The 17,129-nt window shown below is 54.6% G+C and carries 17 protein-coding genes; 12 read left to right on the top strand and 5 right to left on the bottom strand.

The window, feature by feature from the left end; translation table 11 throughout:
• Nucleotides 1–177 precede the first annotated feature (177 nt).
• The 9 genes from O1723_RS12220 to ldtE all read left to right on the top strand — a co-directional run bounded on the left by O1723_RS12220 (nucleotide 178) and on the right by ldtE (nucleotide 9,256).
• Nucleotides 178–1,398: a diguanylate phosphodiesterase gene (locus tag O1723_RS12220; RefSeq protein WP_014883528.1), complete on the top strand. Its 1,221-nt coding sequence runs from the start codon at nucleotides 178–180 to the stop codon at nucleotides 1,396–1,398.
• A 188-nt stretch (nucleotides 1,399–1,586) separates the two neighbouring features.
• Nucleotides 1,587–2,315: a MerR family transcriptional regulator gene (locus tag O1723_RS12215; protein WP_014883529.1), complete on the top strand. Its 729-nt coding sequence runs from the start codon at nucleotides 1,587–1,589 to the stop codon at nucleotides 2,313–2,315.
• A 314-nt stretch (nucleotides 2,316–2,629) separates the two neighbouring features.
• Nucleotides 2,630–2,998: a Fe-S cluster assembly scaffold SufA gene (gene sufA, locus O1723_RS12210; RefSeq protein ID WP_008500631.1), complete on the top strand. Its 369-nt coding sequence runs from the start codon at nucleotides 2,630–2,632 to the stop codon at nucleotides 2,996–2,998.
• A gap of 8 nt (nucleotides 2,999–3,006) precedes the next feature.
• Nucleotides 3,007–4,497 (top strand): Fe-S cluster assembly protein SufB, encoded by a 1,491-nt coding sequence (gene sufB, locus O1723_RS12205; RefSeq protein ID WP_014883530.1) that lies wholly within the window; start codon nucleotides 3,007–3,009, stop codon nucleotides 4,495–4,497.
• A 10-nt stretch (nucleotides 4,498–4,507) separates the two neighbouring features.
• On the top strand, nucleotides 4,508–5,254 hold the full coding sequence (gene sufC, locus O1723_RS12200) for a Fe-S cluster assembly ATPase SufC (protein WP_014883531.1): 747 nt from the start codon (nucleotides 4,508–4,510) through the stop codon (nucleotides 5,252–5,254).
• Nucleotides 5,229–6,497, top strand: a complete 1,269-nt coding sequence (gene sufD, locus O1723_RS12195; RefSeq protein WP_014883532.1) for a Fe-S cluster assembly protein SufD — start codon at nucleotides 5,229–5,231, stop codon at nucleotides 6,495–6,497. Before sufC ends, sufD begins: the two co-directional genes overlap by 26 nt.
• Complete coding sequence (gene sufS / locus O1723_RS12190) at nucleotides 6,494–7,714, top strand: cysteine desulfurase SufS (RefSeq protein WP_023338265.1); 1,221 nt, start codon at nucleotides 6,494–6,496, stop codon at nucleotides 7,712–7,714. The genes sufD and sufS overlap by 4 nt, the downstream gene beginning before the upstream one ends.
• Before the next feature lie 14 nt (nucleotides 7,715–7,728).
• Complete coding sequence (gene sufE / locus O1723_RS12185; RefSeq protein ID WP_023337174.1) at nucleotides 7,729–8,145, top strand: cysteine desulfuration protein SufE; 417 nt, start codon at nucleotides 7,729–7,731, stop codon at nucleotides 8,143–8,145.
• Between the two features lie 97 nt (nucleotides 8,146–8,242).
• Complete coding sequence (gene ldtE, locus O1723_RS12180) at nucleotides 8,243–9,256, top strand: L,D-transpeptidase LdtE (RefSeq protein WP_479983829.1); 1,014 nt, start codon at nucleotides 8,243–8,245, stop codon at nucleotides 9,254–9,256.
• 62 nt (nucleotides 9,257–9,318) lie between these two features.
• Here the strand turns inward: ldtE and lpp are convergent, their stop codons facing one another.
• The 5 genes from lpp to O1723_RS12155 form a co-directional block, all read right to left on the bottom strand.
• The gene (gene lpp, locus O1723_RS12175; RefSeq protein WP_001082307.1) at nucleotides 9,319–9,555 is read right to left on the bottom strand and encodes a murein lipoprotein Lpp; all 237 of its coding nucleotides are present in this window, start codon (nucleotides 9,553–9,555) and stop codon (nucleotides 9,319–9,321) included.
• 309 nt (nucleotides 9,556–9,864) lie between these two features.
• Nucleotides 9,865–11,277 carry a pyruvate kinase PykF gene (gene pykF, locus O1723_RS12170; protein ID WP_014883536.1) on the bottom strand — a complete coding sequence of 471 codons (1,413 nt, stop codon included), beginning with the start codon at nucleotides 11,275–11,277 and terminating at the stop codon, nucleotides 9,865–9,867.
• Between the two features lie 7 nt (nucleotides 11,278–11,284).
• Nucleotides 11,285–11,479, bottom strand: a complete 195-nt coding sequence (gene ynhH, locus O1723_RS12165; RefSeq protein ID WP_418251742.1) for a protein YnhH — start codon at nucleotides 11,477–11,479, stop codon at nucleotides 11,285–11,287.
• Nucleotides 11,480–11,654: 175 nt separating this feature from the next.
• Entirely contained in the window at nucleotides 11,655–12,800 is a 1,146-nt protein-coding gene (locus O1723_RS12160; RefSeq protein WP_023338267.1) for a trans-sulfuration enzyme family protein, read from the bottom strand.
• 10 nt (nucleotides 12,801–12,810) lie between these two features.
• Nucleotides 12,811–14,181, bottom strand: a complete 1,371-nt coding sequence (locus tag O1723_RS12155) for a pyridoxal-phosphate dependent enzyme (RefSeq protein WP_023337177.1) — start codon at nucleotides 14,179–14,181, stop codon at nucleotides 12,811–12,813.
• A 400-nt stretch (nucleotides 14,182–14,581) separates the two neighbouring features.
• On the opposite strand from O1723_RS12155, the gene O1723_RS12150 reads away from it, so the two are divergent.
• Genes O1723_RS12150 through O1723_RS12140 form a run of 3 tightly spaced genes read left to right on the top strand, consistent with a single transcriptional unit; the run spans nucleotide 14,582 to nucleotide 17,101 of the window.
• Nucleotides 14,582–15,604 (top strand): methionine ABC transporter ATP-binding protein, encoded by a 1,023-nt coding sequence (locus O1723_RS12150; protein WP_023337178.1) that lies wholly within the window; start codon nucleotides 14,582–14,584, stop codon nucleotides 15,602–15,604.
• Nucleotides 15,597–16,265, top strand: coding sequence for a methionine ABC transporter permease (locus tag O1723_RS12145; protein WP_023337179.1), 669 nt, complete (start codon nucleotides 15,597–15,599; stop codon nucleotides 16,263–16,265). Before O1723_RS12150 ends, O1723_RS12145 begins: the two co-directional genes overlap by 8 nt.
• 23 nt (nucleotides 16,266–16,288) lie before the next feature.
• Entirely contained in the window at nucleotides 16,289–17,101 is an 813-nt protein-coding gene (locus tag O1723_RS12140; RefSeq protein ID WP_003857677.1) for a MetQ/NlpA family ABC transporter substrate-binding protein, read from the top strand.
• Nucleotides 17,102–17,129: the final 28 nt, after the last annotated feature.

Raw genomic sequence — 17,129 nt, 5'->3', positions numbered from 1 at the left:
TACAGAATATATTGTACAAATTGACGAGCCACTGTTAAGTTGTACAGCGCCCCATAAATGCACCATTAACGGTCGTAAATGATTGAGATGTAAATTATTTGTCAGGCAATTAATGTGCTATAAAAAGAAGTCTCTCCACATGTTTTTGTGGTCAAACCTTAACCCCCCAGGACTCGCATGCTTACAACCATCATTTACCGCAGTCACATCTGCGAGGACGTGCCAGTGAAAGCGCTGGAAAATATGGTCGCTGCTGCAAATAGTAAAAACCGGCAATCCAGCGTCACGGGGATCTTGCTGTTCAACGGCACACATTTTTTTCAATTGCTTGAAGGGCCTGCGGAAAACGTAACGTCCATCTACGAACAGATCTGCTCTGACACGCGCCACCATAATGTGGTCGAGCTGATGCGCGATCACGGGCCTTCACGGCGTTTCGGTAAAGCGGGTATGGAACTCTTTGATTTGCGCCAGTACGACAGGGAAGAGGTGCTCCAGCAGGTGCTTGATAAAGGCACAACCCGCTACCAGTTGACCTACAACGACCGTGCGCTGCAGTTTTTCCGCACCTTTGTCGAGGCCACAGAGAAAGCCAACTATTTTGAGCTGCCGCCTGCGGATTCCTGGGATTTCGTCCCGGAAGAAACGCGCTTATCTGCGCAGCCTGAAGTCGTGGCAAAAGGGGCGGACTGTAGCTTTGCGTTTCAGCCTATCGTCGATCCTTTCATGCAGCAGGTTGTCTCCTGGGAAGCGCTTCTGCGCACTCCATCCGGTGACTCACCGGGAGCGTATTTCGCCAATCGCACGCGTGAAGAAGTGCATGCTTCTGATTTGCAAAGCAAACAGGTGGCTCTCTCCATGGCCAGCGCGCTGGGGTTACAGGATCAGACTTTATCCATCAACCTGCTGCCTATGACGCTGGTCAACGTGCCCAATGCCGTGGACTTTCTGCTCACCGCTATTGATGCAAATGGCTTTGTGCCGGAGCAAATTGTGGTGGAGTTTACCGAAAGTGAAGCCATTTCCCGTTTCGATGAGTTTACGCATTCGGTCAGACAGCTAAAAAGTGCGGGTATCAGCGTAACCATCGATCACTTCGGTGCCGGTTTTGCCGGGTTGCAGCTCCTGGCGCAATTCCAGCCGGACAGAATTAAGATTAATCGCGATCTGGTCGCGAACGTGCATAAAAGTGGCCCACGCCAGGCCATTATTCAGGCGATAATCAAATGCTGTGCCTCACTGGAAATACAGTTTTGCGCGGTGGGCGTGGAGAAGGCGGAAGAGTGGATGTGGCTGGAGTCTGCGGGCATTTCTCAGTTCCAGGGGCATCTTTTTGCCAGCCCCCGACACGGCGGTATCCCGGCTATCGCATGGCCAGAGAAAAAATACGATTTCTGACGAAGCTGTACAAAAACCTGCAGACTTGACTGTACGACAGGCAAAATTTGTACAACAATGTAGTAACAGCTGGATGGCCTTGCAGGCCATTCACCCGTGCAAAATGAGGTCTGAATTCTACAAATGGGTTGTACAATCTGATAAGGTTGGTGTAGTTAGGTATGGAAGTTCTGAGCGTGAGGGAGTTAATGGCCTATTACAGTATCGGCGAAGTGGCCGAACGATGCGGTATCAACCCCGTTACGCTGCGTGCCTGGCAGCGCCGTTATGGATTGTTGAAGCCGCAGCGCAGCGAAGGGGGTCATCGTCAGTTTGACGACGAAGATATCCTGCGTATCGAAGAGATCAAGCGCCTGATGAAAAGCGGCGTTTCGGTCGGAAAAGTAAAATCCTTGCTGGAAAATAAGGAAGTGATGACTCAGGGTAACTGGGCTTCTTTCCAGGAAGAGATGATGACCGTTCTGCGTTACGCCAGCCCGGCAAAGCTGCGCGCCAAAATCGGTGAATTCCGCCGCGATCACGCGATGGATGCGCTGATCGATAACATCATTTCACCCGTCCGTCAGCGAATGAATCAGGATCAAAACACCGTACGCCATATGGCGAGTCTGTTTGACGGTGTCCTGATTGAATTTGCGATTGCAAGCCTCGCGGAATCGCGCAAGAAAGCGGGTAAAGACGCACTGCTGATTGGCTGGGAATGCGATGACCGTACACATCTTTGGCTTGAAGCCGCGCGTTTAGCCCAGAAAGGCTGGCATATTGACGTGCTGGCGGAACCCATTGATTCGCCGCGTCCTGAACTGTTCCCCGGGCAAAAAATCTTCGTCTGGACGGGAACATCGCCAACGCCCCGTCAACAGGAACAGCTCGATCACTGGCGTGAGCAGGGATTTAGCGTTTCATTTCACCACTGATTATCTGAGGCCTTGCGGCCTTTTTTTTGTTTTTTCTCCTTTCCAGAGCAAAAGCTATCTTAAAAATAGGCATTTCCGATGCATATTTTACGTCCTCGTTTTGCGCTTTCTCGCTGATTAAATAAGCCATTATTTTTCAAAGTATTGAACAATTACATCCATCCCGCCCGCATCTTCAGACAGGGTCTATGCTTAATAAAAGTAGACAAAAAGGGCGGTTTAGCCGAATGCCCCTGCTGACAGAGGGTTGAAGTGATAATCGTTATCACTAACATGGTGTTATGCCCTGATGGCTAATCAGATGAGGTGGACCTATGGAACTGCATTCAGAAACCTTCAATCCTGCCGATTTTGCCTGGCGCGGTTTGACGCTCACGCCTGCGGCGGCAGCGCATATCCACGAGCTGGTGGCGAAAAAGCCCGAGATCCTCGGCGTACGTTTAGGCGTTAAGCAGACCGGCTGCGCGGGCTTTGGCTACGTGCTGGATACTGTCACCGAACCCGAAAAAGATGATCTGGTCTTTGAAACCGACGGTGCGAAGCTGTACGTCGCGCTGCAGGCCATGCCGTTTATCGACGGCACGGAAGTGGATTATGTACGGGAAGGTTTAAACCAGTTATTCAAATTTCATAACCCGAAAGCCCAGAACGAATGCGGCTGCGGCGAAAGCTTTGGGGTATAGGCGGTACTATGTCTCGTAATACTGAAGCAACGAGTGATGTAAATACCTGGAGCGGCGGGCACCTTAATTATAAAGAAGGGTTCTTCACGCAGCTGCAGACCGATGAGCTGGCGAAAGGCATCAACGAAGATGTCGTGCGCGCCATCTCGGCTAAACGCAACGAACCCGAGTGGATGCTGGAATTCCGCCTGAGCGCTTACCGTGCCTGGCTGGAGATGGAAGAACCGCACTGGCTGAAAGCCCATTATGACAAGCTGAATTATCAGGATTACAGCTACTACTCTGCGCCATCCTGCGGCAGCTGCGATGATACGTGTGCTTCGCAGCCCGGTGCAGTACAGCAGACCGGTGCGGAGAACAGCTTCCTCAGTAAAGAGGTGGAAGAAGCGTTCAATCAGCTCGGCGTCCCCGTGCGTGAGGGGAAAGAGGTCGCCGTAGACGCTATTTTTGACTCCGTTTCGGTGGCGACTACCTATCGTGAAAAGCTGGCGGAGCAGGGGATTATTTTCTGCTCCTTTGGCGAAGCGATTCATGACCATCCTGAGCTGGTGAAAAAGTACATCGGCACCGTGGTACCGAGTAACGATAATTTCTTCGCCGCGCTCAACGCGGCGGTGGCGTCGGACGGGACCTTTATCTACGTGCCGAAAGGCGTGCGCTGTCCGATGGAGCTCTCCACCTATTTCCGCATTAACGCCGAAAAAACCGGACAGTTCGAACGCACTATTCTGGTGGCGGATGAAGGTAGCTACGTCAGCTATATCGAAGGGTGCTCCGCCCCGGTGCGCGACAGCTATCAGCTGCACGCGGCGGTCGTTGAAGTCATTATTCACAAAGACGCTGAGGTCAAATACTCAACGGTGCAGAACTGGTTCCCCGGCGACGGCAATACCGGTGGGATCCTGAACTTCGTCACCAAGCGTGCGCTGTGTGAAGGTGAAAACAGCAAAATGTCGTGGACGCAGTCTGAAACCGGCTCAGCCATTACCTGGAAGTACCCGAGCTGTATTCTGCGCGGGGATAACTCCATCGGTGAGTTTTATTCTGTGGCGCTGACCAGCGGACATCAGCAGGCCGATACCGGCACCAAGATGATCCACATCGGTAAAAACACCAAATCCACCATCATCTCGAAAGGGATCTCCGCCGGGCACAGCCAGAACAGCTATCGCGGGCTGGTGAAAATCATGCCAACGGCGACCAACGCCCGTAACTTCACCCAATGTGACTCGATGCTTATCGGGGCCGACTGCGGAGCGCATACCTTCCCGTACGTCGAGTGCCGTAATAATTCAGCGCAGCTGGAGCATGAGGCGACGACGTCGCGTATTGGGGAAGATCAGCTCTTCTACTGCCTGCAGCGCGGGATCAGTGAAGAAGATGCCATTTCGATGATTGTGAACGGCTTCTGTAAGGACGTGTTCTCTGAACTGCCGCTGGAATTCGCCGTTGAAGCACAAAAACTCCTCGCCATCAGTCTTGAACACAGCGTCGGTTAAGGGAAAGCACATGTTACGTATTAAAGATTTACAGGTTAGCGTGGAAGATAAAGCGATCCTGCGTGGCCTCAATTTTGACGTCAAGCCGGGTGAAGTTCACGCCATCATGGGGCCTAACGGCTCCGGGAAAAGTACGCTTTCAGCGACGCTGGCGGGACGTGAAGATTACGAAGTGACGCACGGCTCGGTCGAATTTAACGGCAAAGATCTTCTGGAGATGTCGCCGGAAGATCGCGCGGGTGAAGGTATCTTCATGGCCTTCCAGTATCCGGTCGAAATTCCGGGCGTCAGCAACCAGTTCTTCCTTCAGACGGCGCTGAATGCGGTGCGCAAGTACCGCGGACTGGAAGCCCTGGATCGCTTCGACTTCCAGGATCTGATGGAAGAGAAGATCAAACTGCTTAAAATGCCGGAAGACCTGCTGACCCGTTCGGTCAACGTTGGTTTTTCCGGTGGCGAGAAAAAGCGTAACGATATTCTGCAGATGGCGGTGCTGGAGCCACAGCTGTGCATTCTGGATGAGACCGACTCCGGTCTGGATATCGACGCCCTGAAGATTGTCGCTGACGGGGTGAACTCCCTGCGTGACGGCAAGCGTTCGTTCATTATCGTCACTCACTACCAGCGTATTCTCGACTACATCAAGCCGGATTACGTCCACGTGCTTTACCAGGGACGCATTGTGAAATCCGGTGATTTCACGCTGGTTAAACAACTGGAGGAGCAGGGTTATGGCTGGCTTACCGAACAGCAGTAATGCACTCCAGCAGTGGCACCGGCTGTTCGAGGCGCAGGGGAATCGCTCTGAGCTGGCGCAGCAGCACCTGCAGCAGATGCTGCGCCTCGGCCTGCCGACGCGTAAACATGAAAACTGGAAATATACCCCGCTAGATGGCCTGCTGAGCGGCGAGTTTGTGGCGCGTCCGGCGGCGATCGGTCCGGAGCGACGAGATGCCCTGGCGTTGACCGTGGATGCGGTACGGCTGGTCTTTGTCGACGGCGTTTATCACCCTGAACTGAGCGATGACACCCGGGAGAGCGGTTACGGGATTGTGATTAACGACGAACGCCAGAGTCTGGGCGCCCCGGTTCAGCCGGAGGTTTTCCTGCATTTGACCGAGAGCCTCGCCCGCAGCGTGACGCATATCCAGGTTAAGCGTAACCAGCGTCCGGCCAGGCCGTTGCTTCTGATGCATATCACCCAGGGCGTAGAGGGCGATGAAATCAACACCGCCCACTATCGCCACCATCTTGAACTGGCCGAAGGGGCCGACGCGACGGTGATTGAGCATTACGTGAGTCTTAATGACACCCGCCACTTTACCGGGTCGCGTCTGACGATGAACGTTGCCGCCAATGCGCAGCTCCACCACATTAAGCTGGCGTTTGAGAACCCCCAGAGCCACCACTTCGCGCATAACGATATCCTGCTGGGACCGGATGCCGCGGCGTACAGCCATAGCTTCCTGCTCGGCGGTGCGGTGCTGCGCCATAACACCAGTACCCAGCTTAACGGTGAAAATACCACGCTGCGTATCAACAGCCTGGCGATGCCGGTCAAATCAGAAGTGTGCGATACGCGCACGTGGCTTGAGCACAACAAAGGTTACTGCAACAGCCGCCAGCTGCACAAAACCATCGTCAGCGATAAAGGACGCGCGGTATTTAATGGTCTGATTAACGTCGCGCAACACGCCATCAAGACTGACGGGCAGATGACCAACAACAATCTCCTGCTGGGACGCCTGGCGGAGGTCGACACGAAGCCGCAGCTGGAGATTTACGCCGACGACGTAAAATGCAGCCACGGCGCCACGGTCGGGCGGATCGACGACGAACAGATGTTCTACCTGCGTTCCCGCGGTATCGACCAGCAGGCGGCGCAGAAAATGATTATCTATGCCTTTGCGGCGGAGCTTACGGAAGCGCTGCATGATGGCGTACTGAAGCAGCAGGTGTTGGCCCGTATTGGTCAGCGTCTGCCCGGAGGCGAAGCATGAGTTTTCCCGTAGAGAAAGTACGGGCAGATTTCCCGGTTCTGACCCGTGAAGTGAACGGTCTGCCGCTGGCTTATCTCGACAGCGCGGCCAGCGCGCAGAAACCGAATCAGGTAGTGGATGCGGAGGCCGAGTTCTACCGCCACGGTTATGCAGCAGTACATCGGGGGATCCATACCCTGAGCGCGGAAGCCACCCAGCGCATGGAGAACGTGCGCACGCAGGTGGCTGCCTTCCTCAATGCGCGCTCGCCGGAAGAGCTGGTGTTTGTGCGCGGCACCACCGAGGGGATTAACCTCGTCGCTAACAGTTGGGGTAACGCTCAGGTGCATGCCGGGGATAACATCATCATTACCCAGATGGAGCACCATGCCAATATCGTACCGTGGCAAATGCTGTGTGAGCGCGTTGGCGCGCAATTACGCGTCATCCCGTTGAACCTGGACGGAACGTTACAGCTTGAGCAGCTTGACGCCTTGCTGGACGATAAAACGCGGCTGGTGGCGGTCACCCAGGTCTCTAACGTTCTGGGTACTGAAAACCCGGTTGCGGAGATTGTCGATAAGGCCCATCAGGCCGGGGCGAAAGTGCTGATTGACGGTGCACAGGCGGTAATGCACCACGCGGTGGATGTCCAGGCGCTGGACTGCGACTTCTACGTGTTCTCTGGACACAAGCTTTATGGCCCAACCGGTATCGGCGTGCTGTATGTGAAAGAGGACATCCTGCAGGCGATGCCGCCGTGGGAGGGGGGCGGGTCAATGATCGCTACCGTTAGCCTCTCGGAAGGGACCACCTACGCCCGTGCGCCGTGGCGTTTTGAGGCGGGCACGCCCAACACCGGCGGGATCATCGGGCTGGGGGCGGCGGTGTCTTACGTTTCCGGAATTGGCCTTGATGCCATTCAGGAGTACGAACAGCTGCTGATGCATTACGCGCTGCAGGAGCTGGCCAGCGTGCCGGACCTGACCTTGTACGGGCCGGCTGACCGACAGGGTGTGATTGCCTTTAATATGGGACAACACCACGCCTATGACGTGGGCAGCTTCCTCGACAATTACGGCGTGGCCGTGCGTACCGGGCACCACTGCGCCATGCCGCTCATGGCCTTTTACCAGGTTCCGGCAATGTGCCGCGCATCGCTGGTGATGTATAACACAATGGAAGAGGTCGACAGGCTGGTGGCGGGGCTAAAACGCATTCACCAGTTGCTGGGCTGACAAAGAGGCGAACGATGGCAGAACTGCCGGATAAAGAGAAATTGCTGCGCAACTTTGGGCGTTGCGCAAACTGGGAAGAGAAATACCTCTACATCATTGAGCTGGGGCAGCGTCTGCCGCCGCTTAGTAAAGAGGCGCATACCCCGGAGAACAGTATTCAGGGCTGTCAAAGCCAGGTGTGGATTGTGATGGCGCAGTCTGACGATGGCACGATAACCCTGCAGGGTGACAGCGATGCGGCAATAGTAAAAGGGCTGATTGCGGTGGTCTTTATTCTTTATCACCAGATGTCAGCGCAGGATATTGTCGCCTTCGATGTCCGCCCGTGGTTTGAAAAAATGGCCCTCACCCAACACCTCACCCCGTCTCGTTCCCAGGGACTGGAAGCGATGATTCGCGCCATTCGCGCCAAAGCGGAAATCCTTAGCTAGACTTACAGAACAGCATTCATTCTGTTTCGCGAGGTGGTTCCCGCCTCGCTGGTTTTTCAGCTTTCTGGCATTCTGCCAGTGAATAAGGAATCTCAGCATGAAGCGCGCGTCTCTCATAACTCTATTACTCCTCAGTTCGCTCGGTGCACTTAATTCGGCCCGCGCGATGGACTATCCGTTGCCGCCCGCAGGCAGTCGCCTGATTGGGCAAAATCAAACCTACACCATACAGGAAGGGGATAATAAGCTGCAGACCATCGCCCGCCGGTTTAATACCGCAGCGCAGGTGATCCTCGAAACGAACAATACGATTGCGCCGGTAAACCCTGCACCGGGAACCGTTATCACGATCCCGTCGCAGATGCTGCTACCCGACACGCCGCGCGAGGGCATTGTTGTGAACCTCGCTGAGTTGCGGCTTTACTATTTCCCGCCGGGAGAGAACATTGTCCAGGTTTTCCCACTTGGCATCGGGCAACTGGGGCTGGAAACACCGGTGAGCACGACCCGCGTCAGTCAAAAAATCCCGAACCCAACCTGGACGCCGACGGCCGGTATCAGAGCCCGTTCGCTGGCGCAGGGAATTAAACTGCCTCCTGTGGTTCCCGCAGGGCCAAATAACCCGCTGGGACGCTATGCCCTGCGTTTGGGTATTGGTAATGGGGAATATCTTATCCACGGAACCAGTTCGCCAGACAGCGTTGGCTTGCGCGTCAGTTCCGGCTGTATGCGAATGAACGCCCCGGATATTAAAGCCCTGTTCGAACAGGTACGGGTTGGTACCCGGGTACAAATCATCAATGAGCCAGTGAAATTCGCGGTTGAGCCGGATGGTAAACGCTATATTGAGGTCCATCGTCCGCTGGCGCAGGTGGAAGGTGAAAACCCACAGATTTCGCCCATTACGCACTCCGCCGACTTTGCGACCTTTGTTTCACAGTCCGGAAGCGATAAGGCGCTGATCGATAAAGCCCTGGCGCGCCGTGCGGGGATCCCGGTTGTGGTTTCTGCGGGAAGCGGCCCGTCGGCCAGTAACAGCGTATTGTCAGTGCAGAACAGTCGTGTGTCCGAGGCGGTAGCGGAAGAGGCAGGGGAGAAGATGACGCAGTAGAGCCGTTTGACGCAGGCAAAAAAAATGGCGCACAATGTGCGCCATTTTATTAACAGGTACTATTACTTACGGTATTTAGTAGCCTGGTTGTCCAGACGCTGGTTAGCGCGAGCTGCGTCGTCTTTAGCAGCCTGAACGTCGGAACGCATTGCGTTCACGTCGTTGCTCAGCTGGTCAACTTTAGCGTTCAGAGTCTGAACGTCAGAAGACAGCTGATCGATTTTAGCGTTGCTGGAGCAACCAGCCAGCAGAGTAGAACCCAGGATTACCGCGCCCAGTACCAGTTTAGTACGATTCATTATTAATACCCTCTAGATTGAGTTAATCTCCATGTAGCGTTACAAGTATTACACAAAGTTTTTTGGGTTGAGAATATTTTTTTGATGGGAATACGCCTATTTTTGATCGTTCGCTCAAAGAAGCATCGAATCGGCCCTTTTTGAGTAAAAAGCTATGTAAAAAAAGGCATTTTTCATCGGATTCATCTTAGATAATTCGCAATTAAATAGAAAAACCCGATTTGCTTTTTGAATGAGTTTGGCTAATGACAGGAATAAAAAAAGCGCCCATTGGGCGCTTTTTATCAAAATTAATTCGTTCGTGAATTATTACAGCACGTGAACGGATGCAGTATTGGTCGTTCCGCTTGGTACCAGCGCACCAGAAACCATAACCACAACGTCGCCTTTCTGTGCCAGACCGCTTTCCAGAGCCATGGCTTTACCCTGAATGTAGAAATCGTCAGTAGAGGCAATCTCTTTAACCAGGTGTGCAACGACGCCTTTGCTCAGCACCAGCTGACGCGCGGTGGTTTCGTTGGTGGTCAGGGCCAGGATAGTGGCATCCGGGAAGTATTTACGCACTGCACGCGCAGATTTACCGCCCTGGGTCGCAACCACAATCAGTGGCGCTTCCAGTTTCTCAGCAGTTTCTACCGCACCGCGGCAAACGGCTTCGGTGATGCGCAGCTTGCGGCTGTCGTTATTGAAGTCCAGACGGCTGGTCATCACGCGGTCAGTACGTTCACAGATGGTCGCCATAATGCCAACCGCTTCCAGAGGATATTTCCCTTTTGCGGATTCGCCGGACAGCATAACAGCATCGGTACCGTCGAGGATGGCGTTAGCCACGTCGCCTGCTTCAGCGCGGGTTGGGCGTGGGTTTTTGATCATAGAGTCCAGCATCTGCGTAGCGGTAATAACCACTTTACGCGCGCGAACACATTTTTCGATCATCATCTTCTGCGCGAAGATCACTTCTTCAACCGGGATTTCAACGCCCAGGTCGCCACGTGCAACCATGATGCCGTCAGACGCTTCGAGGATTTCGTCGAAGTTGTTCAGACCTTCCTGGTTTTCGATTTTGGAGATGATCTGGATCTTCTCGCCGCCGTGCGCTTTCAGGTGCTCGCGAATTTCGACCACGTCAGAACGCTTACGGATGAAGGACGCTGCAACGAAGTCAACGCCTTGTTCGCAGCCGAAGATCAGGTCTTGCTTGTCTTTTTCAGCCAGTGCTGGCAGCGCGATAGAAACGCCCGGCAGGTTAACGCCTTTGTTTTCGCCCAGGTCGCCGTTGTTCAGCACTTTACAGATAACCTTGTTACCTTCAATCGCGGTCACTTCCATACCGATCAGACCATCGTCGACCAGGACGGTGTTACCGACGGACAGATCGCTGGTGAAGCCTTCATAGGTGACCGCAACGATTTCGCTGTTACCCACAACGGATTTGTCCGTGGTGAAGGTGAACGTCTGGCCTGCTTTCAGAGAGACGTCGTTGCCGCCTTCCAGTTTGATGGTACGGATTTCCGGACCTTTGGTGTCGAGCAGGATAGCCGCTTTTTTACCGGTTTTGCTCATCACGTTGCGCAAGTTCTGGATACGCTGACCGTGTTCTGCATAGTCACCGTGAGAGAAGTTCAGACGCATCACGTTCATGCCGGCGTCCAGCATTTTGCTCAGCATCTCTTCGGATTCGGTTTTCGGGCCGATAGTACAAACAATTTTCGTCTTTTTCATGACAGTCTTAGTCTTTAAGTTGGGAAGGATATGGAAATCTCGCTCCGGGGGCGCACCGCCGCAGAGTCAAACCTGTGTTGCAAAAGAGTATATGACACGCACTAAGGATAGGAGACATCAAATGAGCGTGCAGAAGAAAGTGTGCCTGAGTGACAGCCCAACGAAGGAGAGGAGAAGTTGTACGTTGTTTTTTGTATTCCAAGCGCTGAAACCATTCACCAGGGATTTGGCGCGCATTATACGCTGATTTTAAGATAAAAGGAAAATGGAAACGGTGTTTCAGAAATAATCAATGCCGTTTTACATAATATTGTTATCAACGCGTTAAGCCATGATGACAACTTATCGCGGCAGGTGATTGACCTGCCGCATTTTGCTTATTTTTGCAGCGCCTGACTGAGGTCGGCGATGAGGTCTTTAGGATCTTCAATCCCCACCGACAGGCGAATCAGCTGTGGCACAATACCGTTTGCCAGCCGTTGCGCCAGCGGAATCGAGGCGTGCGTCATGCTGTAAGGCTGGCTCACCAGACTCTCCACGCCGCCCAGGCTTTCCGCAAGGGTGAACAACGTCAGGTTGCGAATCACCGCTGTGGCGCGTTGCGCATCACCTTTCACCACGACAGAAATCATCCCGCCGGGCAGCGCCATCTGCGTGCGGGCAAGCTGATATTGCGGGTGCGACTCCAGTCCGGGATAAAAGACCCGTTCAACCAGCGGATGCTGTTCCAGCCATTGCGCAATCGCCAGCGCGTTGCTGCTGTGTCTCTCTATGCGCAGCGAAAGGGTACGAATACCGCGCAGGGTCAGGAAGCTGCTAAACGGGTCCAGTACGCCGCCAACCGCGTTCTGCAGGTAGCCAAGCCTGTCCGCCAGCGCCGGATTATCACCCACCACCGCCAGCCCGGCCACCACGTCAGAGTGGCCGTTAAGGTATTTGGTTGCTGAGTGCACCACGATGTCGAAACCCGACGCCAGCGGACGGTGAATGACCGGGGATGCGAAGGTGTTATCCGCCACGCTGATAACGTTATGACGACGGGCGATGTCAGCGATAGCCGCTAAATCCGCCAGCTTCAGCAGCGGGTTGGTGGGTGTTTCAACCCAGATCATGCGGGTGTCCGGGCGAATAGCCGCCTCAAGCCCGGCTAAATCGTCCGGCTTAACCCAGCTGACCTGCAGACCGGTGCTGCGTTTGCGGACATTTTCAATCAGGCGATATGTGCCGCCGTAGACGTCATCAATGGCGACAATATGGCTGTCTTTATCCAGCAGTTCAAGCACGGTGGAGATGGCGGCGAGGCCGGATGCAAAGGCGTAGCCGCGCGTTCCGCCTTCCAGTTCGGCGATGGCGGTTTCGAGCGCATGGCGCGTCGGGTTGCCGCTGCGGGAATACTCATAGCCGGTATGCTCCCCGGGAGAGGGTTGCGCAAACGTCGAGGTGGCGTAAATCGGCGGCATAACGGCGCCATGCTGATCATTGAACGCGCCGCTGTGGACGCTCAGGGTTGCCAGGTTTTTCATCATCGGTTCCTTATGGCTGAAGACGGTTGCGCCACGCGGTCAGCACGTCGCTGCGCGTAATCAAACCGAGAAAACGGTCGTTGTCATTAATGACGGCCACCAGACCGCGGTCGAAGATGGCGTGCAGGGCGCTTTCCGGGGCGCGTTTATCGAGAAATTCCACCTGACGCGTCATGGCCTCTGTCACGGGAAGGGCGAAGCGGTCAGCTTCACCGCCGATATGCCGCAACAGATCCCACTCGTCGATAATGCCGACGACCCGACCGTTTTCCAGTACCGGCAGTTGGGAGATGTCGTACAGGCGCATGCGTGCCAGAACGGTGGAGAGCGTGTCATCCGGGGCGGCGGTGACGGTAGCGCCTTCATCGTGGCGCAGGGCAATGTAATCAGAGAGATCGCCTGCCTGAGGGCGCGTGATGAGCCCCTGCTGGCGCATCCAGTCGTCGTTGAACATCTTCGAGAGATATTTATTGCCGCTGTCGCAGGCGAAGGTCACCACGCGTTTCGGCGTGGTTTGCGCCTGGCAATATTTCAGCGCCGCCGCCAGCAGGGTACCGCTGGAGGAGCCCGCCAGAATGCCTTCCGTTTTCAGCAGTTCACGCGCGGTGGCAAACGCTTCGCGGTCGGTAATGCGCCAGGCGCGGTTCACGCCTTCAATGTGGGCCAGCGGCGGAATAAAGTCTTCGCCAATGCCCTCAACCAGCCAGGCGCCCGCATCGTGGTAGCGACCGGTCTCGACCTGATCGGCGAGCACAGACCCGGCCGGGTCGGCCAGCACAAACTCCGTATGTGGAGAATGCTCGGCAAACCACGCCTGCAGGCCGCCCAGCGTCCCGCCTGAGCCGACGCCGACCACGATGGCGTCAATCCGGCCGTCAAGCTGCTCATACAGTTCCGGTGCCGTGGTGGTACGGTGTGCCAGCGGGTTGGCCTCGTTATTGAACTGGTCGATATAAAACGCGCCGGGCAGTTCATCGGCCAGGCGCTGGGCGTAATCCTGGTAATAGGCCGGATGCCCCTTATTGACGTCGGAACGGGTCAGTACCACCTGGGCACCCAGCGCGCGCAGGTGGAAAATCTTCTCGCGGCTCATTTTGTCCGGCACCACCAGGATAAGCGTATAGCCTTTCTGGGCGGCGATCAGCGCCAGCCCGAGGCCGGTATTCCCCGCCGTTGCTTCAATAATCGTGCCACCCGGCCGTAGCTGGCCGGTACGCTCCGCGTCGTTAATCATCGACAACGCCACGCGATCTTTAATGGAGCCGCCGGGGTTTTGGTTCTCCAGCTTCAGAAACAGCGAGCAGGGACCGGTATCAAGCTTGTGCAGCTGGATCAGCGGTGTCCGGCCAATCAGTTCGGTGACGGAGTGGTAGATCGTCATGATGTTTTCCTTTCTGGGTGTCATGACGGGATGATAGGGCGGAGAAATTTTCGCAATAAAGAACACTTCACTGCTTTTTATAACAGACGGGAATATCAGTGCTGTTTTTGGATGTAAGGACAGCAAGACGTAAAGTTGTCTGGAAGTGAGGATGGCTATCTCGGCATAAAATGCTGCAATAATGACCGTTTTTTTCGCATGTCAGTCAAGCGTTATGCGTCTGGCAGATAATCATTGCTGAAATCAATCTAAATACTTCCCGCCGTGTAGCGTCGTTGTTTATTACTGAAAGTTATAACACATGCTTTTTTGTTCATTTAAAAACTGATAACGCCTGTTTACTATCGTTTGGACATCCATACTTCTAAACCGCCATTGGCGGATCGGATAATGAATTAGAATGATTGTACTCAGAAATATTTCGAAGGTTTTTGACAACGGTAAGGCGGCGCTCACAGCCGTTGATAACGTCAATTTGACGATTGAGCAGGGACAGGTTTACGGCATTATCGGCTACAGCGGCGCCGGGAAAAGCACGCTGATTCGTCTGCTGAATGGTCTGGAGAAACCCAGCGCTGGCAGCGTCACGATTAACGGGCAGGACATCTCCGCCGCAAAAGGTGAAGCCCTGCGTCAGGCACGCCTGAAAATCAGTATGGTGTTCCAGCACTTCAACCTGCTGTGGTCGCGCACGGTAAGTGAGAATATCGCGTTCTCCATGCAGATCGCCGGTGTGCCAAAAGCCAGAATCAAGGCTCGCGTGGAGGAACTGGTGGCGCTGGTGGGTCTGAAAGGGCGTGAGAATGCCTACCCGTCACAGCTGAGCGGCGGACAAAAACAGCGCGTGGGGATTGCGCGCGCGCTGGCTAATAACCCGGACGTTTTGCTGTGTGATGAAGCCACGTCCGCACTCGACCCGCAGACCACCGATCAGATCCTCGATCTGCTGCTGGATATCAACCGTCGTTTCAAGCTGACCATCGTGCTGATCACCCACGAAATGCATGTGGTGCGCAAGATCTGCGACCGCGTGGCGGTGATGGAAAACGGTAAGGTGGTGGAAGAGGGGGATGTGCTGAGTGTATTCACCCATCCGCAGCAGCCGATTACGCAGCAGTTTGTCCGCCAGGTAAGTCAGTTCGCCGAGGAAGAAACCTTCAATACCGAACTGGCAAACGATCTGGAGGGCACGGTCATCCGTCTGACCTTTACCGGCCACAGCACGCACAAGCCGGTCGTGGGTGAGCTGACCCTGCGCTACGGTCTGCCGTTTAATATCCTGCACGGGAAAATGACGCAAACCGCCCACGGCGTTTTCGGCCAGCTCTGGGTCCACGTCGTGGCATCTGATGAACAACTGAACAATATCCTCGCCGACCTGAAGCACAGCGATATTGAAGGCGAGGTCATTAAACATGGCTGAGAATCTCTTCCCGCACCTCAAATGGGATCAGCTCTGGGCGGCGACGCAGGAGACGCTGTACATGACCGCGCTTTCCGGGGTGGCGACCTTTGTGCTGGGGATCGTGCTGGGCCTGGCGCTGTTCTTAACCGCGCGCGGCGGGCTGTTTCAAAACCGCACGGTCTACAGCGTGATTTCGATTGTGGTGAACGTGTTTCGCTCAATACCGTTCATCATTCTGATCGTCCTGTTGATCCCGTTCACCAAGACCATCGTCGGTACCATTCTTGGTGCCAACGCGGCGCTGCCGGCCCTGATTGTGGGGGCCGCGCCGTTCTACGCACGCCTGGTGGAGATTGCCCTGCGCGAAGTGGACAAAGGGGTAATCGAAGCAACGCGCTCAATGGGCGCACGACTGAGCACGCTCGTTTTTCGGGTTTTACTGCCGGAATCATCACCTGCACTGGTATCAGGGATAACGGTAACGCTGATTGCGCTGGTGAGTTACAGCGCCATGGCGGGGGTGATTGGCGCCGGCGGTTTGGGAAATCTGGCTTATCTGGAAGGATTCCAGCGCAACCATGGTGACGTCACGCTGGTGGCAACGGTGACCATTCTAATCATCGTTTTCATTATCCAGTTCTGCGGCGACGCTATTACTTCTCTGTTAGATAAACGCTAATAAATACACACAGGAACCACATCATGAAAAAAACACTGACACTGATCGCCGCAGCCACCCTGAGCGCCCTGAGCTTCGCCTCCTGGGCGGATACGCTGACTGTGGGCGCATCCAACACCCCGCACGCCGAAATTCTGGAGCAGGCAAAGCCGATTCTGGCGAAGCAGGGGATTGACCTGGAGATTAAACCGTTCCAGGACTACATTCTGCCCAACACCGCGCTGGCGGGTCATGACATTGACGCCAACTATTTCCAGCATATTCCTTACCTGAACAGCGTGCTGAAAGATCACGCGGGCGATAAGGATTACGATTTTGTCAGTGCGGGTGCTATCCACATTGAGCCAATCGGTATCTACTCCAAAAAGTACAAGTCGCTGAAGGACCTGCCGGAAGGCGGTAAGATCATTATGCGTGATGCCGTTTCCGAAGAAGGCCGTATTCTCTCCATCTTTGAAAAAGAGGGCGTGATCAAGCTTAAGCCCGGCATCGACAAAGTGACGGCGCGTATCAGCGACATCGTTGAGAACCCGAAGAAGCTGCAGTTCACGCCTAACGTCGAAGCCTCTCTGCTGCCGCAGATGTACAACAACGATGAAGGCGCTGCGGTCGTGATTAACGCCAACTATGCGATTGACGCCGGTCTGGACCCGGTGCACGACCCGATTGCGGTAGAGAGCGGTGAAAATAACCCGTACGCCAACATCATTACCGTGCATCGCGGTGACGAGAAGAAGAAGGACATCGTCGCACTGGTGAACGTGCTGCACTCCAAAGAGATTCAGGATTGGATCCGCACTAAATACAAAGGTGCTGTGATTCCGGTTAATAACTAATTAGCTGATTTTACAGATGAAGCCCGGC

It is taken from the genome of Enterobacter cloacae complex sp. HYC080_NIDB (genome assembly GCF_056673325.1).
This window is presented reverse-complemented; position numbering and strand designations above follow the sequence as displayed.

What these genes read in the sequence shown, in the direction of transcription:
- O1723_RS12215 (WP_014883529.1), top strand. Translation starts at nt 1,587, where the DNA reads ATGGCCTATTACAGTATCGGCGAAGTGGCCGAACGATGCGGTATCAAC.
- O1723_RS12150 (WP_023337178.1), top strand. Translation starts at nt 14,582, where the DNA reads ATGATTGTACTCAGAAATATTTCGAAGGTTTTTGACAACGGTAAGGCG.
- sufC (WP_014883531.1), top strand. Translation starts at nt 4,508, where the DNA reads ATGTTACGTATTAAAGATTTACAGGTTAGCGTGGAAGATAAAGCGATC.
- pykF (WP_014883536.1), bottom strand. Translation starts at nt 11,277, where the DNA reads ATGAAAAAGACGAAAATTGTTTGTACTATCGGCCCGAAAACCGAATCC.
- O1723_RS12145 (WP_023337179.1), top strand. Translation starts at nt 15,597, where the DNA reads ATGGCTGAGAATCTCTTCCCGCACCTCAAATGGGATCAGCTCTGGGCG.
- O1723_RS12155 (WP_023337177.1), bottom strand. Translation starts at nt 14,181, where the DNA reads ATGACGATCTACCACTCCGTCACCGAACTGATTGGCCGGACACCGCTG.
- sufB (WP_014883530.1), top strand. Translation starts at nt 3,007, where the DNA reads ATGTCTCGTAATACTGAAGCAACGAGTGATGTAAATACCTGGAGCGGC.
- O1723_RS12220 (WP_014883528.1), top strand. Translation starts at nt 178, where the DNA reads ATGCTTACAACCATCATTTACCGCAGTCACATCTGCGAGGACGTGCCA.
- O1723_RS12160 (WP_023338267.1), bottom strand. Translation starts at nt 12,800, where the DNA reads ATGAAAAACCTGGCAACCCTGAGCGTCCACAGCGGCGCGTTCAATGAT.
- sufE (WP_023337174.1), top strand. Translation starts at nt 7,729, where the DNA reads ATGGCAGAACTGCCGGATAAAGAGAAATTGCTGCGCAACTTTGGGCGT.
- sufD (WP_014883532.1), top strand. Translation starts at nt 5,229, where the DNA reads ATGGCTGGCTTACCGAACAGCAGTAATGCACTCCAGCAGTGGCACCGG.
- sufS (WP_023338265.1), top strand. Translation starts at nt 6,494, where the DNA reads ATGAGTTTTCCCGTAGAGAAAGTACGGGCAGATTTCCCGGTTCTGACC.
- ldtE (WP_479983829.1), top strand. Translation starts at nt 8,243, where the DNA reads ATGAAGCGCGCGTCTCTCATAACTCTATTACTCCTCAGTTCGCTCGGT.
- sufA (WP_008500631.1), top strand. Translation starts at nt 2,630, where the DNA reads ATGGAACTGCATTCAGAAACCTTCAATCCTGCCGATTTTGCCTGGCGC.
- lpp (WP_001082307.1), bottom strand. Translation starts at nt 9,555, where the DNA reads ATGAATCGTACTAAACTGGTACTGGGCGCGGTAATCCTGGGTTCTACT.
- O1723_RS12140 (WP_003857677.1), top strand. Translation starts at nt 16,289, where the DNA reads ATGAAAAAAACACTGACACTGATCGCCGCAGCCACCCTGAGCGCCCTG.